Raw genomic sequence first — 18,688 nt, 5'->3', positions numbered from 1 at the left:
CGAGCCAGGACTCTGTTATCCCTTATTGCATGCGTGATAACATCTAACACACCTGCCCACCCGAGACGAAGAGGCGATGACATGGCCGCAGACACCCGGACCGGGACGGGCCCGCGCGACCGGTTCCGCGCACAGGTGCGGCAGGAGGTGAAGACCGCGGCACTGCGCCAGCTGGCCGAGGGCGGCCCGGAGGCCCTGTCGCTCAACGCGATCGCCAAGCAGCTGGGCATGACGGGCCCCGCGCTCTACCGTTACTTCACCAATCGCGACAGCCTCCTGACCGAGTTGGTCATCGACGCCTACGCCGACCTGACCTCGGCCCTCGCCGGCGCGGCCGAGTCGGCCCGGGGCGACGCGGCCACCCGCATCGAGGAGCTGGTCCGGGCGTACCGCGCCTGGGCGCTGGCCCAGCCGCACCGCTACCGCCTGCTGTTCCGGGCCCCTCTCCAGGGCTACGACGCCCAGTCGTCCCGCCTCGTCGAGGCCGCCCAGCCCGCCATGACCGTGCTCCTGGAGGCCGTGGGCGCGCTGGCGGAGTCCGGGACCGAGGTGCCGCGGGGCCCGGCGGCCGAGTTCAGGGCCTGGATGGAGCGGCACACCTTCGAGGACGTGCCGGAGGCCGTGGCCATGCGGTCCACCATGCTCTGGGCACAGCTGCACGGTCTGGTCGGCCTGGAGATCGAGGACAACTTCACCTCGATGGGGATCGATCCCTCCTTTCTCTACGAGACCGCGGTGACCGACTTCCTGCGTTCGCTCTGAGTCGGTCGCGCACAGGCGACGGACCCTCGCGCGGGCACACGACGGGCCCGTCCGGAACGCGTGATGCGGCAGGCGAACACGTGACGTACGGGACTCGCACAAACGACCCTCGAACAGGCGATTGAGAAACCCGTTCGGGTCCACCGGTCTGGGCTCAAGTCGCGTACTCTGTCTACGACTTGGCCTGTCGAGTGGCTACCGCATCGGGACCGGTCGCCCGCTCCGGGAGGACTGCGGCATATACCAGAAGCACCACCGTATCGGGTGTTGCCAAATCCCTTACAGCGCGTCGCGGGCTGTGCGACAGTCGTAACGGTCCTTCCGTCAGGCCAGGTTGTACCGTCCCCGCATCGGAGTACGTCATGCCTCCCCATCTCTCTGCGGACCGCCCAGCCGCCCAGCCACCGCAGCCCGGCTCGGTCGACGCGCTCATCTCGCAGACGCGTCGCCTGCGCGGTGAGGTGGACGCCGTCCGGCGTGAGGCACCCGCCGACGGCGAGGACGTACAGGGACGCTGGCAGCGCGCGCTGTGCACGCTGGCACTGCACCAACTGAACGACCTGGACGAGCACTTGGCGCAGCTCCGGGAAGGACCACCGGCGGCGCCGGCCCGGCCTCCCGCCCTCGCCGCCTCCGCGCCACCGGCCGCTCCGGCACCTCCCCGGCGCGGCTCGCTGCTGAGCCGGGTCGGCAGCGCCGAGTGGAACCTGCTGACGGACGAAGCGAGTTGGTCCGGGGAGCTCTACCAGATCCTCGGACGAGACGCCGCGGCTCCCCCGCTCACCCTCGACGAACTGCCGTCCCTGGTCTTCGACGAGGACCGGCCGATGCTGACGACGATGGTCACGGACTGCCTCATCGACGCCAAACCCATCGACGGGGAGTTCCGCATCGTCCGGCCCGACGGCGGCCTGCGCACGGTGCACATGATGGGTGAGCCCGTGCTGGGCGCCGACGGCAGCACCGCCGCGATGTGGGCCGTGCTGCGTGACGTCAGCGAACTGCGCAGCAGCCAGCGGACCGTGACCGAGACCCGTGACTCGCTGGAACGGGAACAACAGGCCGCCGAGGCCGAGCACCGGCTCGCGGCCGATCTGCAGGAGGCCGTACCGCCCCCCTGGCGCGGATCGTTGCGGTTCCCGCGCCGGGGCCCCCGGACGCTCGACCTCGCCGCCCACCGTCTCCCCGCCTCACCCGGCGCCCCGACCGGCGGCGACTGGTACGACGCACTCGAACTGCCCGACGGCGACACACTGTTGAGTGTCGGCGACCTCTCCGGTCACGGGGTGGCGGCGACCTCGGGCATGGCGATGATGCTGGGAGCCCTGCGCGGCATGGCCGTGGCGGGCACCCAGCCCGGTCAGCTCCTCTCCTGGCTCGACCACCTGATCGACCCCACCGTCCAGCCGGTCCTCGGCAGCGCCCTCTGCTGCCGCTACCGGCCCGAGACCCGCACCCTCACCTGGGCACAGGCCGGACATCCCGCCCCCCTGCTGTTCCGCGACGGGACGGGGCGCGCGCTGACCCCGCCGGAGGGCGTCCTGCTCGGCGCCACCCCCGGCGCCCCCTACGGGCAGGCCGAGGAGACCCTCCAGCAGGGCGACGTACTGGTCCTGCACACCGGCGCACTGGTCCCACGACGACCGGAGTCCTCCCGCCCCGGCGCCACCGGGAGCGAGGCCGGATCGGAGGCCGTCCGACGCCTGCTCGGCCTGGCCCCGGACTTCGACAGGGCCCCCACGGCCCAGGACTGTGTACGGCTGGTCATCGAGGAGTTCGGCGAGAGCGCGCGCACGGACGACGCCCGCGTACTCGTCGTCGGAATCGGTTCCCGACCGGCCGATTCCTGACCCGTCGGTCCCCTGCCCGCCCGTGGCTGCCCCGAGTTCCCGCGTGTCGGCTCCTCGTCACGCCCTCATCACGGGTGACGGCCGGCGCGACCCGGATTCTCCGGCCGGGCCCTGCTCCTCAGGCCCGCGCGCTGTTGCCGCCCCGGGGCTTCGACGCCATCTTGGGCAGCGCGAGCTTGATCTCCTCACGCAGGTCACTGATCTTCGGATAGCTGGAGTACTGCCCGGTGAGCCGGTACATCTCGCGCAACCGGTCCCAGGTGCGGTGGGAGGAGTTGGATCCCATCGACGTCAGGGCCAGTCGCGCGTACCGGTCTGCCTGTTCGGGGTCGTCGGCGATGAAGCAGGCCGACGCCAGCGAGATGTGGTCGAAGATCTTCGACCGGTCCCGCCCCGACTCCCGCAGTTTCAAGGCCTCCTTGGCGTGCCGCTGCGCCGTCGCCGCCGCCGCCGGCTCGTGCTCGGCGAGGGTGCGGTAGGCGAGCGCCTGCATGCCGTGCATGTCGGCCTCGTCGAACAACTGCATCCAGCTCGGCGGAGGCACGTCACCGCGGTCGGAGACGAACAGCTCCTCCGCCACGCCGAGGGTGCGCCGCATCGCCTGGCCCTTGCCCATCGACGCCTGTGCCCAGGCCTCGATGGTGTGGAGCATGGCCCGGGTGCGCGGCAGGACCTCGTCGCCCCAACCGGACTTGGCGAGCTTCATCAGGTCCAGGGCGTCGTCCGGCCGGCCCAGGTGCACCATCTGGCGGGCCGCCCGCGAGAGCGCCTCGCCGGCCCGGGGCCGGTCACCGCCCTCCCTGGCCGCGTGCGTGGCGATGATGAAGTACTTCTGGGCCGTGGGTTCCAGACCGACGTCGTGCGACATCCAGCCCGCGAGGACGGCGAGGTTGGCGGCGACGCCCCACAGGCGCCGCTGGAGATGGTCGGGGTGACGGTAGGAGAGCATGCCTCCCACCTCGTTGAGCTGGCCCACGACGGCCTTGCGTTGCAGCCCGCCACCGCGGGAGGCGTCCCAGGCCCGGAACACCTCGACGGAGCGCTCCAGTTCCTCGATCTCCTGCGACCCGATGGGGGCGGCCTCGTAGCGGTCGAACCCAGCGGGGTCGGCGTGCAGAGGATCGTCGAACTGCGGAGCGTCGGCCGTGAGGGCCGGATCGGTGCGAAGCCAGTCGTGCATGGCGGAGCTGAGTACTGATCCCGCGGCGAGCGCGGCACCCGCGCCCACCAAGCCGCGTCGGTTGAGCATGAGGTCCATTCCCGTGAATTCGGTGAGGACCGCGGCGGTTCGCTCGGGCGCCCATGGCATTCCGTCGGGATGTTCCACACTCCCGCCGCCCTGCCGTTTCCCCGCGCGCCCGTGCCTGACCAGACCGAGGTCCTCGATGGTCACGACACGGCCGAGACGCTCGGTGAACAGAGCCGCCAGCACCCGCGGCACCGGATCGCGCGGGATCTCTCCCATGTCGATCCACCGCCGCACCCGCGAGGTGTCGGTCGACAGCTGGGGGTGGCCCATGGCCGCCGCCTGCCGGTTGACCATTCTCGCGAGTTCGCCCTTGGACCAGCCGGCCAGGCCGAACAGGTCCGCGAGGCGGGTGTTGGGTTGTCCGTTCACGTCAAGCCCCCAGGTTCTCGGCTGATTTCGACAGTAACCGCCTGTCAGTTGCTGAGCGACTATTCGCCAGGGTTCGCCAGGGTGCGCCAGATGGTGTGCCAGTGGACGTCGGGTGTCAGGTAGGAATGCGCCACCCCGACCCGGTTGCCGCAGGGCCATTCCCCAGGATGAACCCCAGGGACGACCGGGCGGGGAGCGCAGCAACTTGCAGGCACACGAAGGGATCTGTTTCGCCCATGTACACAGCATCGTCCTCCGTGTCCGCTCCGCCCCGGTCGTTGCACTCCCGCCCGGTGGGCAGCGGCCCTTACCTCGACCCCGCGCGTCAGGCGGCTCCCGTACTCGGGGCCGGCCGGGCGCGGCGCGTGCCGGGGCTCGGCACCCAACCGCTCAGCGGGAGACTCGACTTGTCCGGCCCTCAGGGCGTCCAGTTGCGCGCGGCCATCGCGTCGGTGCACCGGATCTGTCCGGAGTTCGCTCCGGTCCAGGTGCTCAGGCGCAGCGGACGCTCCGTGCTCCTCGTCGGTACGACGGGACGCAGCACGGCCGTCGCCAAGTGTTTACTGGACCACTCCCCCGTCTGGGCCGAGCGGATCCGGCACGAAATAGCTGCTTACCGCTCGTTCGTCCGGCACCGCCCGCCCGTGCGGGTGCCCCGGCTGATCGCGGCGGACCCGGAGAACTGCACCCTGGTGATCGAGCGGATGCCCGGCCGGGTCGCGGCGCTCCAGCGGCACCCGGTCGAGGCCCCGCCCCGCGCGGACATCCGGGCGGCGCTGGGCGCCATCTGCCGGCTGAACGCCTGGCGGCCGCCGGCCGGTACGTTCAACGCCCCGCTGGACTACGCGGAGCGGATCTCCCGCTTCCACGAACTGGGCCTGCTCACGGACCGGGACATGGGAGACCTCCAGAAGCTCGTGCACGGCATCGCCGCCTCCTCGGGGCGCCAGGGCATGGGCCAGTTCTGCCACGGCGACGCCCTCCTGTCGAACGTCCTGCTCTCACCGGCCGGTCCAGTGCTGGTGGACTGGGAGCAAGCGGGCTGGTATCTGCCGGGCTACGACCTGGCGACCCTGTGGGCCGTCCTCGGCGACGCCCCCGTGGCGCGCCGTCAGATCAGCCAGCTCGCCCAGTCGGCGGGACCGGCGGCCCGGGACGCGTTCCTGGTCAACCTGATGCTCGTCCTGACCCGTGAGATCCGTACCTACGAGACGGCCGTGCAGCGTTCCCTGCACGACCCGGCCCCGGCCGCACCGGGCCAGACCCCGCCGGCCGCCGCGCCGTCCGGCGAGGAACAGCGGCTGCTGCTCAGGCGGCTGCACGACGACTGCCAGATGGCCCGTCGGGCCGTACGCGCGGCGGTCGGCACTCGCTGACCGGGGACGAGGGCCCGCGGAGCGCACCGCAAGGTGGCGCACCGCGGGCCCTCGGCATGTCCGGGCCTGCCGCTGTTCGGGTCATTGGTCCACGCCACTGATGCCGTGCAGGCGAGAGGGCCACCGCCGCGGAAACCTCCTCGCTCGGCGCTGACATGGGAAATCGCCTCGTCCTGCGCATGATTGACGGATCGTCCGGAAGCCGGTAGCACTGACGCGTTCGGCCCGCACGCCCCACCGCGCTCGACCGTCCCAGGAGGCTGCATTGCACCGGTCCGCCACCGACCCCAACGCCGGACACAGACGCGCCCGAAGGACAGCGGGGACCGTCGCCTCGGCGGCGCTGCTGCTGCCGTTGCTGGGCGCCGCTCCCGCGAGTTCCGCCGCCGAGGTGCCCGAGGCCGCAGGGCTGCAGCGGGCCTTCGCCACCGCGGCCGGCGAGTACCACGTACCGCAGAGCGTGCTGCTCGCCGTGTCCTATCTGCAGTCCCGCTGGGACACGCACTCCGGTGCCCCGAGCGTCAGCGGCGGCTACGGCCCCATGCACCTGACCGACGCCCGGACGGCGATCGCCGGGTCGCCGCACCACAGCGACGGCACGGAGGACGCCCGCGGCGACAGCTCGCGTCCGGCGCTGCTGCCGGACACGAAGGTACCCACGGACGCCGAACTCCCGGCACGGCTCAAGACGTTGACGAAGGCGGCCGGTCTCACCGGGCTCTCCGCGGAGCGACTGCGCTCGGACGCGGCGGCGAACGTCGAGGGCGGCGCCGCCCTGCTCGCCGCCGCACAGCAGGGCCTGGGCCGGCCGCTGAGCGCGGACCCGGCCGACTGGTACGGCGCGGTCGCGCGCTTCTCGGGGGCCGACGACAGCTCCACGGCGGCGACGTACGCCGACGACGTGTACGCGGTGCTGCGGAGCGGTGAGTCGCGCACGACGGACTCCGGTCAGCGGGTCGCGCTCGCGGCGCAGCCGAAGCTGAGCCCGGACACGGCGCAGCTGCGCGGCGCCGGGCTGCGGACGGCCTCCGCCGACGGCACCGAGTGCCCGAGGACGGTGTCGTGCGAGTGGATCCCGGCTCCGTACGAGGAGTTCGGGGACGGCGACTACGGCAACCACGACCTGGGCGACCGGCCGGCGTCGGAGAGCATCAAGTACATCGTCATCCACGACACGGAGGGGACCTGGGACGGGGTGCTGAACCTCGTCCAGGACCCGACCTACGTGTCGTGGAACTACACGCTGCGCTCGACCGACGGTCACATCGCCCAGCATGTGAAGGCCAAGGACGTGGCCTGGCACGCGGGCAACTGGTACGTGAACGCGAAGTCGATCGGTCTGGAGCACGAGGGCTTCCTCACCTCGCCGGACGCCTGGTACACCGAGGAGATGTACCGGGCCTCGGCGCGCCTCGTGCGGTACCTGTCCGCGAAGTACGCGATCCCGCTGGACCGGCAGCACGTCCTCGGTCACGACAACGTGCCGGGACCGACCACGTCGACGATCCCGGGCATGCACACGGACCCGGGCCCGTACTGGGACTGGCAGCACTACTTCACCCTGCTCGGGCACCCCTTCCACCGCACGCTCGCGAAGAGCGGCTCGCTGGTGACGGTGCTGCCCGACTTCGCGAAGAACCAGCCGGTGTACACGGGCTGCGTCACGAAGGACGTGCCCTGTGCCACGCACGGCTCCAGCGAGGTGCGGCTCTACTCCCAGCCGGACGAGACCTCACCGCTGATCAAGGACGTCGGCCTCTATCCGAGCGGTGCGGCCTCGACGATCGACGTGAACGACCTGGCCTCGCGCGTCTCCACCGGACAGCGCTACGCGGTGGCCGAGCGTGCCGGTGACTGGACGGCGATCTGGTACCTGGGACAGAAGGCCTGGTTCAAGAACCCGAAGAAGCAGCCGACCGCGGTGACGGCGTCGGGCCCGGTCGTGACGCCCAAGGCGGGTCTCACCGAGGTCCCGGTGTACGGGAGGGCGTACCCGGAGGCGGCGGCCTACCCGGCGGGCGTTCCCGTCCAGGCGGTCTCACCGCTGCCCTACAAGATCCTCGCGGGCCAGCGGTACGCGGCCGGTGACAAGGTGCCGGGCGAGTACTTCTTCTCCCCGACCTTCGACACGACGGGGCACAAGGTCGTGATCGGCAAGGACATGTACTACGAGATCCAGTACGGACACCGGGTGGAGTTCGTGCGGGCCGCGGACGTCGACCTGATCCGGTAGCCGTATCCGTCGTTCTGTCCATCCTTCCGGGGCCGGGTCCGCGCGTGCGGGCCCGGCCCCGGTGTTCTCCCGACGGTGATGACCGGGGCAACCGACCAGGGAATGTGCCCGCGAGGTCAGGTTCGGCCGGGCTCGGGCCAGTAAACGACATGTCGCCCCCTCGGGGGTCCGCGTGCGCTGGGATGGGCCGAATCACACCAAGCGGCACATCTGGGGCGGACATGGGCGACTTCGTCAAAGGGACTTCAACGCGTCCCGCCGATACGGCGGACCCGGGGCGGTGCCAGTGCGGCGGCGATCCGCCCGGCACCGTGCCGGCCGGTGCGGAGGAACGGTTCCGTGGGCTCCTGGAGGCGGCGCCGGACGCGATGGTCATCGTCGACGACACCGGCACCATCCGCCTCGTCAACGCCCAGACCGAAGCCCTCTTCGGCTACCGACGCGAGGAACTCCTCGGCCACCCCGTCGAACTCCTCGTCCCCGGCCGCTTCCGCGCCCACCACACCCTGCACCGCGACGGATACGCCGCCAACCGACAGGTCCGCCCCATGGGCGCCGAACTCGAACTCCACGGCCTCCGCAAGAACGGCACCGAGTTCCCCGTCGAGATCAGCCTCAGCCCCCTCGAAACCGCCGACGGCCTCCTCGTCTCCGCCGCCGTCCGCGACGTCAGCGACCGCAAGGCCGCGGAGGAACGGTTCCGTGGACTGCTGGAGGCGGCGCCGGACGCGATGGTCATCGTCGACGACACCGGCACCATCCGCCTCGTCAACGCCCAGACCGAAGCCCTCTTCGGCTACCGACGCGAGGAACTCCTCGGCCACCCCGTCGAACTCCTCGTCCCCGGCCGCTTCCGCGCCCACCACACCCTGCACCGCGACGGATACGCCGCCAACCGACAGGTCCGCCCCATGGGCGCCGAACTCGAACTCCACGGCCTCCGCAAGAACGGCACCGAGTTCCCCGTCGAGATCAGCCTCAGCCCCCTCGAAACCGCCGACGGCCTCCTCGTCTCCGCCGCCGTCCGCGACGTCAGCGACCGCAAGCGCGCCGAGGCCCGGATCAACGAACTGGCCGGCCTGGTGGAGTCGTCGCAGGACGCGATCCTCGCCAAGACCCTCGACGGCGAGATCACCTACTGGAACGCGGCGGCCCAGCGGCTCTACGGCTACACACGGGCCGAGGTGATGGGCCGGCACGTGTCGCTGCTGGCCACCACCGAACGACGGGAGGAGATCGACACGTTGCTGGACCGGTTGCGCCGCGGCGAGAAGGTCGAGCACTTCGAGACGCTGCGGCTGACCCGCTCGGGCGACCTGCTGGACGTCGACATCACGCTGTGGCCGACGCGCGCCCCGGACGGCTCGGTCGTCGGCGCGTGTGCCATCGTCCGGGACATCAGCGACCGCAAGAAGGCGGAGGAGGAACTGACGTTCCTCTACGAGCAGCAGCGGCACATCGCGCTGACGCTCCAGCGCAGCCTCATGGGCACGCCGCCCGCGATCCCGGGGCTGACCACCGCGAGCCGCTACCGGCCCGCCACGCAGGGGGCGGGGGTGGGCGGCGACTGGTTCGACCTGATCCCGCTGGGCGCCGGCCGGGTCGGTGTGCTGATCGGCGACGTGATGGGCCGCGGCCTGGAGGCCGCCGCGGTGATGGGGCAGTTGCGGTCTGCGGCGCACGCGCTCGCCAAGACGGGGATGCAGCCGCGGCAGCTGATGCAGTCCCTGGAGACGGTCGTCGGCGATCTTGACGTGCCCGACCAGCTGGTGACCTGCTGCTACGTGGTGATCTCGGCGGACGCCGGAGAGGTGACGGTCTGCTCGGCGGGCCATCTGCCGACCCTGGTGGCCTTGCCGGGCAGCGGCGCCCACCAGCTGGAGGCCCCGGTGAACGCGCCCCTCGGCGTCGGTGACGTCCTCTACGAGCAGGCCACCGCGGTGATACCTCCGGGGGCCACGCTCGTCCTGTACACCGACGGTCTCATCGAGACGCCCGGCACCGACATCGAGGACCAGCTCGGCCGGCTGACCGCGACCCTGGCGGACCTGTTCGCCGGCGCGCCCGATCTGGAGGTGACGGCGGACCGGGTGCTGGCGGCGCTGCTGCCGGACGCGGAGGGGCACAACGACGACGTGACCCTGCTCCTCACCCGGCTGCCCGACGCGCCCCTGGCCACGGCCGCCATCGACCTGCCGCCCGTGCCCGAGTCCGTGCCGGAGGGCCGCGCCTTCCTCAGCAAGGCACTGACCTCGTGGGACTGCGCGCCGACCGCGGACGACGCCCGGCTGCTGCTGTCGGAGATCCTCACCAACGCCGTCCAGCACGCGCACGGGCCCATCGGCCTGCACGTGTGCCGCACCACCACGGAGCTGACCGTGGAGATCAGCGACCACAGCACCCACCTTCCGCGGCCCCGGGCGGCCACGGAGGACGAGGAGTCGGGACGGGGGCTGATCCTGGTGCGCGCACTCGCCGACGACTGGGGCGTACGGCCGACGGAGGCGGGCAAGACGACGTGGTTCACCCTCAAGCTGTGACGCCGGAGGGGGTGTTCGGCCTCAGCCCTGCTGGAAGAGCTCCGCGGGCAGCGGCTTGAGCAGCGCGTAGAGGTCGTCGGTGATCGGGCGGTCCCAGGCCGCGATGGTCACCAGGACGTTGTCGCTGCGGTCGAACTGGACGCAGGAGATACGCGTCTCGGAGAGCTTCAGCCGGCGCACGATGAGCAGGTTGTCGCCCTGCATCACCGGCATGTCCTCGGCGCCGGTGACGGTGACCTCCTCGTCGTTCTCCAGCGCGATCAACAGCTGGGCCACCTCAAAGGGGACCTCGCCCTCGGCGACGTCGCGGGCCGGGGAGCCCTCCGGAAGGTTGCCGATGATCATCGCGGGGCCGCGGCCGCCGAAGAGGTCGTACCGCAGGAAGACGCCCTGGCAGCTGCCGTCGGGAGCGGGCAGCAGGCCCGCGCCGAGGTTGCCCGGCCAGTCGCCCGGGTCCATGGCCAGAACGTCGAAGTCGGGCCCGGCGGGCGTGGCGCTGCGGCGGCGGAGGAAGGACATGCCGCAATGGTACGTGCCCGGGGGGCGCACCGGGTCCCGTGGGCGCCGCCCGCTCGGACCCGGGAGGGACGCCTCCCGTCGCCGGGCGGACCGCGGTTTCCGGCGGCACCGCACGGCGCCGCGCGGGAGCTCCCACCGGACGCCGCCGCCTCGGGTCGCGGCCGGTCCCCCCGCCCGCCGTGCGCGTCAGGACGTGGCCTGCTCCCGGAGGGCGGCGGCGAGCCCCGTGCGGTCCGTTCCGACCTTGCGGTAGACGGCCGACAGCAGCCGGACGACGGCCTGCTCGTCGATGCGCAGTTCCTTCGCGACCTGGGCCGGGGTCCGATCCGTCGCGGTCAGTGCGGCGGCGGCACGCTCGCGGGCGGTCAGGGTGTCCGTCTCGGTGCTGTGCAGGCGGCGGGGTCGCAGTCCCGCGTTCGCCAGCTCCTCACGGGCCGCGCCGACCAGCCCGTCGGCACCGCACTGGACGGCCGCGTCAAGGCCTCGGTAGAGGTGCTCGGCGGCTTCCCTGGGGCGTCCCGCGCGACGCAGTTCGGTCCCGAGGTCGACCAGCGCGCGGGCCAGTTCGTACGCGGCCGGGGAGCGCTCCAGGTGGCCGACCGACTCTTCGAGCAGGCCGACACGGTCCGGAACCGGGGAGACCTCCGCTGCCGCGCGCAGCGCCTGGCCGATCGCCGAGGACGCGCCGTACTGACGGGCCCGCTGCACCGCGTCGAGGGCCGTGGCGACGGCACGCTCGGGGGCGGCATGGCTCTCGGCGCGGGCGAGGTGGAGCTGCCAGGGACACCAGGAGGGGTTGCGCATGCCGCGTTCGTCGAGCCGGCTGCCCGCGGAGGCGAGCTCGACGGCCGCCTCCTTGGCGAGGCCGCGGGCGAGCAGGAGTTCGCCGTACACGGTCTGGGCGTCCGGGAAGGTGACGGCGGCCGGGAAGGGCGCGCGCAGCGCGTAGTGCTCGCCGGCGCGGGTGGCCTCGTCGACCCGGCCGCGGGCCAGCAGGACCTGGACGAGCGTGCCCACCGCGTACCAGTGGACGGGGGTCCCGGGCCCGACGCGTTCGGCGAGCCGGAGGCCGGCGCGGACGAAGTCCTCCGCCTCGGCGAGGCGGCCGCGGCGGAAGCGGACGTAGCCGAGGATCGTGTAGCCGAAGGAGAGATGGGCGCCGTGCCAGCCCTGGGTCTCGAAGTCGGCGATGCCGGTGGCGAAGAGCTCCTCCGTGCGGCCCGGCCGGTCGGCGTACATGAAAGTCATCGCGACCAGCACCGGGACCTCGAAACCGCGGTCGGCCTCGGCCCAGCCCAGGCCGCCGGCGAGGGCTCGTTCGGCGTGGTGGAGGGCGACCGGGGCGGGTTCGCCGCGCAGGGTGGCGTCCCAGGCGCGCAGCCCGATGACGTAGCGCTCGGTGAGGTCACGGCCGGTGAGCCGGTCGGCGAGCCGGGCCAGCCGGCGGGAGCGGGCGGGCGAGTCGGGCTCGTCGGCGCGGAAGGCGTCCCACATGAACTGCTCGGACTGCATGCGCAGCCGTACCCGGGCGTCGCCGGTGACGTGGATCTGGCCGTCGAGGGTCTCGGATGCCTCGGCGAGCCGGTCGCTGTGCGCGAGGACCTGGGAGAGGCGGTAGACGATGTTGTGGCGCAGTTCGGGGTCGGCGATGGGTTCTTCGAGTGCCGCGCGCAGGTGGTTGACCGTGTTCGCCGGCTCGGTGAGCAGGGAGGCGCAGCCCAGTTCGTACAGGACGGCGGCCCGCTCGGCGGGGGGCGGCGGTTCGCGCAGGGCGCGGGCGAGACAGCGGCGGGCGGCGTCGGGGGCTCCGGCGCGCTGGGTCTCGCGGGCCGCGGCGCGCAGCTGCTGGACGATCCAGGTGTCGCCGTCGGGGTGGGTCTCCATGAGGTGGCGCGCGGCGGCGGCCGGGCCGAGTCCTTCGTCGATCACGCACCAGGCGGCCTGGCCGTGCAGGGCGACGCGCACGGCGCCGGGGATGTCGCGGTAGACGGCGGTGGCGATGAGCGGGTGGACGAACTCCAGGGGGTCGGCGCCGGTGAGGATGCGGGCGGTGCGCAGGGCGTCCGCCGCGTCGGCGGCCTCCTCGGAACCGAGTCCGGCGACGGCGGCGGCGAGCGCGGGCCGGATCTCCGTGCCGAGGACGGCGCAGGCCCAGGCGAAGCGGACGGTCGCGGTGCCGAGGCGTTCGAGGCGGGCGATGAGGCCGCTGCCCTTGACGGCGGCGGCGAGGTCCCGCAGCAGGTGCGCGCCGTCCTCGGTCGGGTTCAGTCCCCGGTCGCGGACCTTGGCGGTCAGCTCGACGGCCTCGAAGGGGTTGCCCGCGGTGACCGCCCAGCACTCGCGGCAGAACGCGTCGTCGGCCTGGATGCCGAGGTCCTCGCGGACGAGCCGGGCGACGGCCGCCGCGCTGAGCGGTTCGAGCCCGATGGGCCGCTGGCCGGCACGGCCGGGCAGGCTCCTGAACGCCTCGGCGTGTTCGGGCAGTTCGTCGGGCCGGTAGGCGACGACGACGAGCAGCGGGAGTTGGTCGGCGCGGGGTGCGAACGCGGCGAGCCAGCTGAGGGATTCGGCGTCGGCCCAGTGCGCGTCGTCCAGGACGAGCACCATCGGGGCGCGCTGCACGGCGAGGTGGGTGAGGACCCAGTCGAGGCCCGCGCGCAGTCCCTGCTGGTCGGGCGGGGCGCCTTCGGAGGGGGCGCAGAGGCCGAGTGCGGGGCCCACGATCGCGTACCAACTGCCCAGTGTCGCGCGGAGTTCGGCGTCGGAAAGGCCGGCGAACTCCGGCTGGAGGAGCTGGCGGGCGACGTGGAAGGCGACGCGCTGCTCCTGCTCGCCGCCGCGCGCGCTCAGGACGGTGCATCCCTTGGCGGCGGAGCGGCGGCGCACCTCGGTGAGGAGGGTCGTCTTGCCGATGCCGGCGTGGCCCGCGAAGGACAGCAGCGCCCCGCGGGAACGGCCGGGCGGCTCCCCGGTGTTCCTGTGCGGCCCGGCGAGGTCGCTCAACGCCTCGTCCACGGCGGACAGTTCGCTCTCGCGCTCGAAGAGCGTACGACGGCCACGCAGGCTGCGCTGCCCCATGATCACCCCCTGATCACGGTCGCGCCCGCGCGGCGATGCGGATGCGTACCGTGACCTCCAGGCACCTCAGCGTACGCCGGGATCATCGGTGGGGCAGCCTGTTCGAGCGCTCCTGCTCAGGGAACCTTTCCGCGGTCGCACGCGGGCGGCGCGAGGGAGACGCGCGGCCGGGTGCGGGCGCGGCGGGAGCGTCCTCCGCCTCTCCCCGCCGGGGTCCGGGGACGGGGAGGACAGGGTCCGGCGGTGTCGGTTCAGGTGAGGTCGAACTCGCCCTCACGGGCGCCCGACACGAACGCCCCCCACTCGGCGGGGGTGAAGATCAGGGAAGGGCTCTGCGGGCGGCCGCTGTTGCGCATCGCGATGAAGCCCTCGACGAAGGCGATCTGGACATCTCCCCGCCCTCGGCTGCTGGACTGCCACTCGGCCTTGCTGAGGTCCAGCTCCGGCTTGTCCCAGCCCGCGAGCGGGTGTTGCTCGATGGTGCTCTCGGCCACGTCCGTGCTCCTCCCGGTTCGTCGTCCGCGGCCAGCCTAGCGATCGGTCCGGGTGGCGGACAGGCCACGTGAGGGGGACGGTTTCAGGATGCGGGCGGCGCGGCGCCGACCAGCCACATGGAGAAGAACTGTGATCCGCCTCCGTAGGCGTGCCCGAGGACCCGTCGTGCCCCGTCGACCTGGTGCTCTCCTGCCTGGCCACGGACCTGAAGTGCCGCTTCGGCGAAGCGGATCATGCCGGAGGCGCCGATGGGGTTGGTGGACAGGACGCCGCCCGACATGTTGACGGGGAGATCGCCCTCCAGTTCGGTCACCCCCGATTCGGTGAGTTTCCATCCCTCGCCCTCGTCGGCGAAGCCGAGGTTCTCCAGCCACATGGGTTCGTACCAGGAGAACGGCACGTACATCTCGACGGCGTCGATGTCCCGGCGGGGGTCCGCTATCCCGGCCTGCCGGTACACGTCGGCCGCGCAGTCCTTGCCGGCCTGCGGGGACACGAAGTCCTTGCCGGCGAAGAGGGTGGGTTCGCTGCGCATCGCGCCGCCGTGCATCCAGGCGGGCGGCCGGGGCGAACGGGCCGCTCCGGCGCGGTCGGTGAGGATCATGGCGCACGCGCCGTCGGAGGACGGGCAGGTCTCCGAGTAGCGGATCGGGTCCCAGAGCATCGGTGACGCCTGGACCTTCTCCAGGGTGATGTCGTGCTCGTGGAGGTGCGCGTACGGGTTCTTCAGGGCGTTGCGGCGGTCCTTGTAGGCGACGAGCGAGCCGACCGTGTCGGGGGCTCCGGTGCGCCGCATGTAGGCGCGCACGTGCGGGGCGAAGAAGCCGCCGGCGCCGGCGAGGAGGGGCTGCTGGAAGGGGACGGGGAGGGACAGGCCCCACATGGCGTTCGACTCGGACTGCTTTTCGAAGGCGAGGGTGAGGACGGTGCCGTGGACGCGGGCGGCGACGAGGTTGGCGGCGACGAGGGCGGTCGACCCGCCGACGGACCCGGCGGTGTGCACCCGCAGCATCGGTTTGCCCACCGCGCCGAGGGCGTCGGCGAGGTAGAGCTCGGGCATCATGACGCCCTCGAAGAAGTCGGGTGCCTTCCCGATCACCACGGCGTCGATGTCGACCCAGGTCAGCTCGGCGTCGTCGAGGGCGCGTCGGGCGGCCTCGCGGACGAGGCCCGCGATGGACACGTCCTGGCGCGCCGCCACGTGCTTGGTCTGGCCGATGCCTACGACGGCCACGGGCTCCTTGCTCATCGGACGTCCCCTTCGAGTACGGCGACCAGGTTCTGCTGGAGGCAGGGGCCGGAGGTGGCGTGGGCGAGTGCCCGGTCGGACTCCCCGCGATGGACGCGCGCGGCGGCCTCGCCGATGCGGATCAGCCCGGCCGCCATGACGGGGTTGGCGGCGAGCGGACCCCCCGACGGGTTGACGCACACGCTGTCGCCGAGCCGCAGCGCCTTGCGCAGCACCACCTCCTGGGAGGTGAAGGGTGCGTGCAACTCGGCGGTGTCGACGGGCCGTTCGAAGGCTCCGGCGCGTTCCGCCGCGAGCCGGGTGGACGGGGAGTCGGTCAGGTCGCGCACGCCGAGCGAGTGCGCCTCGACACGGTGGTCGATGCCCCGGATCCAGGCGGGTCGTTCGCACAGGTCACGGGCCCGTTCGCCGGCGGCGAGGATCACGGCCGCGGCTCCGTCGCCGATGGGCGGGCAGTCCCCGGTGCGCAGCGGCCGGACGAGGTAGTCGCCCTGCGGGACCGGACCGCGCAGCTGGGCGTGGGCGTTGGTGCGCGCGTCGGCGCGGCTGCGGGCGGCGACGCCGGCGAGCGCGGGCTCGTCGGTCTCGCCCGCGTCGATGAGCGCCTGTGCCTGGAGCGCGGCGAGCGCGACGGAGTCGGGCCACAGCGGGGCCACGTAGTACGGGTCGAGCTGCCGGGTCAGGACGTCGCGCACGGAGCCGGGCGAGGACTTGCCGTAGGCGTACACGAGCGCGGTGTCGGCGTCGCCGGTGAGCAGTTTCGTCCACGCCTCGTACAGGGCCCAGGCGCCGTCCATCTCCACGTGCGACTCGGAGATCGGCGGCCAGGCCCCCACCCCGTCGAGCGCCATGGTGAAGGAGAAGGCGCGGCCGGCGAGGTAGTCGCTGGAGCCGGAGCAGGTGAAGCCGATGTCCGCGGTGCGCAGGCCCGTCCGGTCGAGGACGTCGTGCAGCACCGGGAGGAGCATCTCCACCTCGGAGTGCTCGTCGGAGGTGCGCCGGTGGTCGGTCTGCCCGAAGGCGACGACGGCGATGTCCCTGGTGGGCCGCATCTACAGCATCTCCTTGTACGTCTCGTAGTCCGCGTCGGGTTCGCCGGTGGGCCGGTAGTGGTCGGGGTGGCGGCCGCCCTCCGCCCACACGGGTTCGACCCGCAGCCCCATCCGCACCTCGTCGTAGGGGATGCCGCCGATCCGGCCGTGCAGTGCGAGTCCGGCCCCGTCGAGGGCGATGTGCGCGTAGACGTAGGGCACTTCGATGTCGAGGTTCTTCGCCTTGATGTTGACGATGCAGTACGTGGTGACGGTGCCGCGCGGGCCGACCTCGACCTGTTCGGAGGTGGCCAGGCCGCAGGTGGGGCAGGCGCCCCGGGGCGGGACGTACACCTTGTGGCAGGACGGGCAGCGTTCGCCGACGGTGCGCCGTTCGGAGAGGTTCTCGATGTAGGCGGTCTGGGCGCGGCCCGGGGAGTAGACGTAGTCGAGGCGGGCGGCCGCGACGATTCCGGTCACCGGGTTCTCGAACCGGCCGTCGTGGCCGGTGGGTTCACCGGGCCCGCCGTCGTACGGTTCGAAGCAGGCGATGTCGGTGATGGCGCCGGAGCGTTCGGGGGCCCAGCGGACGCGGACGCGCATCCCGGTGCGGACGGCGTCGGGGCCGGGGGCGTCGAGGGCGTGCAGCAGGGCGGTGTCGGCGCCGTCCAGCCGGACGAGGACCCAGGCGAACGGGGTGTCCAGGGGCTGGCCGCGGCGGGGTTCGTGGTTCCAGGCCCAGGTGGTGACCGTGCCGGTGGGGGCGACCTCGACGAGGTCGCGTATCTCCTCGGCGGTGACCGGGTCGTACTCGACGGGCGGGACGAGGGTGCGTCCGTCGGTGGTCCGTACCCCGAGGACGACGCGTTCGCGCAGGCCGGTGAGGAAGGCGCTCTGCACGGGGCCGAGCGAGCGGGTGAAGGGGAACTCGACGACGAGGGGGGCTTTGAGGACTTCGGGCATCCCGGATCTCTCCTTCGGAGGTCGGACGCGCCGCGTCCGCGAGCGGCTCGGCGCGGGAGGCGGGCCGGGGCGCCGTGCCAGGCGCCGCGGCCCCGGACTGATCCGATCGGCACCCCCTAGGCGCGCCGGTAGACGGGCGGGCGCTTCTCGGCGAAGGCCCGGGAGCCCTCCTTGGCGTCGGCGGTGTCGAAGACCGGCCAGCCGCGCCGCAGTTCGGCGGCGAGGCCGTCGGACTCGGTGAGTTCGGCGGCCTCGTACACGGACGCCTTGACGGCCTCGACGGCGAGCGGGCCGCAGGCGTTGATCTGTTCGGCGACGGCGAGGGCCTCGGTGAGGGCGGTTCCCTCGGGCACGACCCGGCCGACGAGCCCGATGTCGGCCGCTTCCCGCGCGGAGTAGGCGCGCCCGGTGAGGAGCATTTCGAGGGCGTGGGTGCGCGGGATCTGGCGTGGCAGCCGGACGGTCGAGCCGCCGATCGGGAACAGGCCGCGCCTGACCTCGAAGAGCCCGAAGGTCGCGGAGGCGCCGGCCACCCGGATGTCGGTGCCCTGGAGGATCTCGGTGCCGCCCGCGACGCAGTACCCCTCGACGGCGGCGATCACCGGTTTCCGGGGGCGGTGATGGCGCAGCATGGCCTTCCAGTGGAGGTCGGGATCGGCCTTGAGCCGGTCCCGGTACTGCTCGCCCTCCATGCCCTTCCCGGCCAGTGCCTTGAGGTCCATCCCGGCGCAGAAGGTGCCCCCGGCGCCGGTGAGCACGATCGAGCGGACCGTGTCGTCCTCGTCGGCCTCGACCCAGCCGTCGTACAGGCCGACCAGCATCGGCAGTGAGAGCGCGTTCTTGGCCTCGGGCCTGTTGAGCGTGAGCACCAGTGTGGCGCCTTCGCGCTGCACGGTGAGGTGTTCCGTCCCACCCATAGCCGTCCTCCCGTCTCGGATGCGAGAACAGGTTGCAGGAGGCGTGCGACCAGTACA

At 72.5% G+C, this 18,688-nt stretch carries 13 protein-coding genes; 5 read left to right on the top strand and 8 right to left on the bottom strand.

All coding sequences use genetic code 11. The features are described from left to right. The first annotated feature begins 81 nt into the window (after positions 1-81). On the top strand, positions 82-762 hold the full coding sequence (locus tag OG406_RS35270) for a TetR/AcrR family transcriptional regulator (protein WP_329189741.1): 681 nt from the start codon (positions 82-84) through the stop codon (positions 760-762). Positions 763-1,124: 362 nt separating this feature from the next. After that, on the top strand, positions 1,125-2,612 hold the full coding sequence (locus OG406_RS35265) for a PP2C family protein-serine/threonine phosphatase (RefSeq protein WP_329189739.1): 1,488 nt from the start codon (positions 1,125-1,127) through the stop codon (positions 2,610-2,612). A gap of 118 nt (positions 2,613-2,730) precedes the next feature. Here the strand turns inward: OG406_RS35265 and OG406_RS35260 are convergent, their stop codons facing one another. Continuing rightward, complete coding sequence (locus OG406_RS35260; protein ID WP_164373542.1) at positions 2,731-4,230, bottom strand: DNA-binding protein NsdB; 1,500 nt, start codon at positions 4,228-4,230, stop codon at positions 2,731-2,733. 236 nt (positions 4,231-4,466) lie between these two features. On the opposite strand from OG406_RS35260, the gene OG406_RS35255 reads away from it, so the two are divergent. The 3 genes from OG406_RS35255 (at position 4,467) to OG406_RS35245 (ending at position 10,379) form a co-directional block, all read left to right on the top strand. Next, positions 4,467-5,606 (top strand): aminoglycoside phosphotransferase family protein, encoded by a 1,140-nt coding sequence (locus OG406_RS35255; RefSeq protein ID WP_329189736.1) that lies wholly within the window; start codon positions 4,467-4,469, stop codon positions 5,604-5,606. Positions 5,607-5,871: 265 nt separating this feature from the next. Continuing rightward, a complete protein-coding gene (locus OG406_RS35250; RefSeq protein WP_329189734.1) occupies positions 5,872-7,839 on the top strand; it encodes an N-acetylmuramoyl-L-alanine amidase in 1,968 nt (655 codons plus the stop codon). A 311-nt stretch (positions 7,840-8,150) separates the two neighbouring features. Next, positions 8,151-10,379 (top strand): SpoIIE family protein phosphatase, encoded by a 2,229-nt coding sequence (locus OG406_RS35245; protein WP_443067129.1) that lies wholly within the window; start codon positions 8,151-8,153, stop codon positions 10,377-10,379. Positions 10,380-10,400: 21 nt separating this feature from the next. On the opposite strand, the gene OG406_RS35240 is transcribed toward OG406_RS35245, so the two are convergent. The 7 genes from OG406_RS35240 to OG406_RS35210 all read right to left on the bottom strand — a co-directional run bounded on the left by OG406_RS35240 (position 10,401) and on the right by OG406_RS35210 (position 18,631). Next, a complete protein-coding gene (locus tag OG406_RS35240; RefSeq protein ID WP_164373534.1) occupies positions 10,401-10,898 on the bottom strand; it encodes a hypothetical protein in 498 nt (165 codons plus the stop codon). 186 nt (positions 10,899-11,084) lie between these two features. After that, positions 11,085-13,976, bottom strand: coding sequence for an ATP-binding protein (locus tag OG406_RS35235; RefSeq protein WP_329189730.1), 2,892 nt, complete (start codon positions 13,974-13,976; stop codon positions 11,085-11,087). Positions 13,977-14,227: 251 nt separating this feature from the next. Continuing rightward, positions 14,228-14,470, bottom strand: coding sequence for a DUF397 domain-containing protein (locus OG406_RS35230; protein ID WP_081222806.1), 243 nt, complete (start codon positions 14,468-14,470; stop codon positions 14,228-14,230). A gap of 83 nt (positions 14,471-14,553) precedes the next feature. Further along, entirely contained in the window at positions 14,554-15,720 is a 1,167-nt protein-coding gene (locus OG406_RS35225; protein WP_329189727.1) for a thiolase domain-containing protein, read from the bottom strand. Then, complete coding sequence (locus tag OG406_RS35220; RefSeq protein ID WP_327410512.1) at positions 15,717-16,772, bottom strand: thiolase domain-containing protein; 1,056 nt, start codon at positions 16,770-16,772, stop codon at positions 15,717-15,719. Before OG406_RS35220 ends, OG406_RS35225 begins: the two co-directional genes overlap by 4 nt. Continuing rightward, entirely contained in the window at positions 16,773-17,714 is a 942-nt protein-coding gene (locus OG406_RS35215; RefSeq protein WP_164373527.1) for a Zn-ribbon domain-containing OB-fold protein, read from the bottom strand. Between the two features lie 116 nt (positions 17,715-17,830). Continuing rightward, complete coding sequence (locus tag OG406_RS35210) at positions 17,831-18,631, bottom strand: crotonase/enoyl-CoA hydratase family protein (RefSeq protein ID WP_266853440.1); 801 nt, start codon at positions 18,629-18,631, stop codon at positions 17,831-17,833. Between the last annotated feature and the right edge of the window lie 57 nt (positions 18,632-18,688).

The organism is Streptomyces sp. NBC_01428, from assembly GCF_036231965.1.
Taxonomy (GTDB): Bacteria; Actinomycetota; Actinomycetes; order Streptomycetales; family Streptomycetaceae; genus Streptomyces.
The sequence above is the reverse complement of the archived record's forward strand: the minus strand, read 5'-3'. Positions and strand labels throughout refer to the sequence as shown.